General features: G+C 67.4%; 2 protein-coding genes and 1 pseudogene. 2 read left to right on the plus strand and 1 reads right to left on the minus strand.

All coding sequences use genetic code 11. The annotated features are described in order from the left end of the window. Window positions 1-470, plus strand: a pseudogene (locus tag FGX59_RS40020) (IS110 family transposase); the annotation flags it as partial. Further along, window positions 428-829 (plus strand): transposase, encoded by a 402-nt coding sequence (locus tag FGX59_RS40025; protein ID WP_370296519.1) that lies wholly within the window; start codon window positions 428-430, stop codon window positions 827-829. The pseudogene FGX59_RS40020 and the gene FGX59_RS40025, both read left to right, overlap by 43 nt. A 578-nt stretch (window positions 830-1407) precedes the next feature. Here the strand turns inward: FGX59_RS40025 and FGX59_RS38465 are convergent. Next, on the minus strand, window positions 1408-1619 hold a 212-nt coding region (locus FGX59_RS38465; protein ID WP_206078565.1), incomplete at its 5' end, for a hypothetical protein.

The following is a 1619-nucleotide window of genomic DNA, read 5'->3' on the forward strand; positions in this document are numbered from 1 at the left end:
GGGCGGGGCTGGACGTCGTCCCGATGGAACCCCGGCAGGTCAAGGGAGCATTGAAGGCGCTGCCGATCAAGACCGGCCGGCGTGATGCCGAGGGGATCGCGCGCCTGCTGCATCTCGGCTGGTTCCGGCCGGTTCACGGCAAATCCGTTTCGGCTCGGGAGGTTCGTACGTTGCTCGGCGCACGGAAAGTGATCCAGCAGGGCAGTATCGCGCTGGAAATGTCCCTGCGGGGGCTGCTGGGGAACTTCGGGCTGAAGGTTGGACCAATCTCTCGCGGCCGGTTCGAGCATCGCATCCGCGAACTGGTGGTCGGCTATCACAGGCTCGAAGCCGCGACCGAACCTGTGCTGCGGGCCCGGACGTCTCTGCGTCGGGAACTGGCGGCATGGGAGCGGACCGTCCGCCGGCGCGCCCAGGACGATCCGGTATGCCGTCGGATGATGTCTATGCCCGGGAACGTGCGGTCGTAGCGCTGACTTTCCGGTCGGCTGTCGATGATCAAGCGCGCTTCACTTCGTCGAAGAGCGTCGGGCCCAGGGTCGGCCTGACACCCTCTCGGAACCGGTCGGGCGAACGTGATGTTTCAGGCGCCATCACAAAGGCCGGTGACGTCAACCTGCGCGGCGCGCTTTGCCAGGCCGCTACCGTGATGATGTACCGCGCGCGTTCGACATGGCTGAGAAATTGGGCCGCCCAGGTCGCGCGCCGCCGCGGCCGAAAGCCCGCCATGGTAGCTCTGGCGCGGCGCATCGGGGTAGTCCTGCATCGCATGTGGGTCGATGGCACCGCCGTCCGCACAGAGGCACCGATCGTCCCGCAAGCCCGATAATGGTGACGGATAGAAGCACTCGAAGATCTGCCTGACCGCAGGTCTTCGAGGTCCCCCCAGGGACGCGAAGCCGATGATGCCGTCAGCCGAATCGTCACCGACCTTGGTCGAGCACGTCTGCGAGATGGGCACTTTGGAAACTGCATCGAGCCAGCATCATGTTGGCAGTGTACGCGCTGACCACGGACCGAAGCATGCACCCGGGGTGATCTCGCGTGAGGAACGCGGCACGGGTGGGAGAGCTCAGAATGACCCAATGATCAGCTCCGTCCCTCCGGCGGTCCGCACCGTATGCGCAACTTCGCTTGACTGGGGCGGCCCTGTTACCGAGGTTCGGCTGCGAGGTCAGCCTGTGCTGATCTGCCTGCTGACGCTGACGCCCGAGGCGCGTGGCCTGCGGGATCATGCGCGGCTGTCGCTGCTGCTGCCAGTCCTGGTGCCGCGGGGCGCGCAGCTGGTGCCTTCCGACCTGCTGGCGCTGATCGGGGGGGAATCCGCCGGGCCCGGTTCTGGATGTCCCCGAGGCCGAGCCCCCGCCGCCCGAGGCTTCCCTTCGGGACGAACCCCGGGTGCAGGTCCTACCGCACATGCCGACCCTGGCCGAGCCTGCCCGCATCCTCGAGCAGATCGTGGCCGATATCGGCCATCTGCAAGCGGGCGCGGCGCCGGCGAACCGGGTCGACCCGGCGCGGTTGCTGAAAATGGGGCCGGGACGCGAACACGCCCCGGGCCGTTTCCGTGTCGGGGATCAGGGCTGAGTCCGGAAGGCCTGCACGGTTTCCCAGGCCAC

Origin of the sequence: Poseidonocella sp. HB161398, from assembly GCF_005870025.1 — a bacterium.
Lineage (GTDB): Bacteria > Pseudomonadota > Alphaproteobacteria > Rhodobacterales > Rhodobacteraceae > Mangrovicoccus.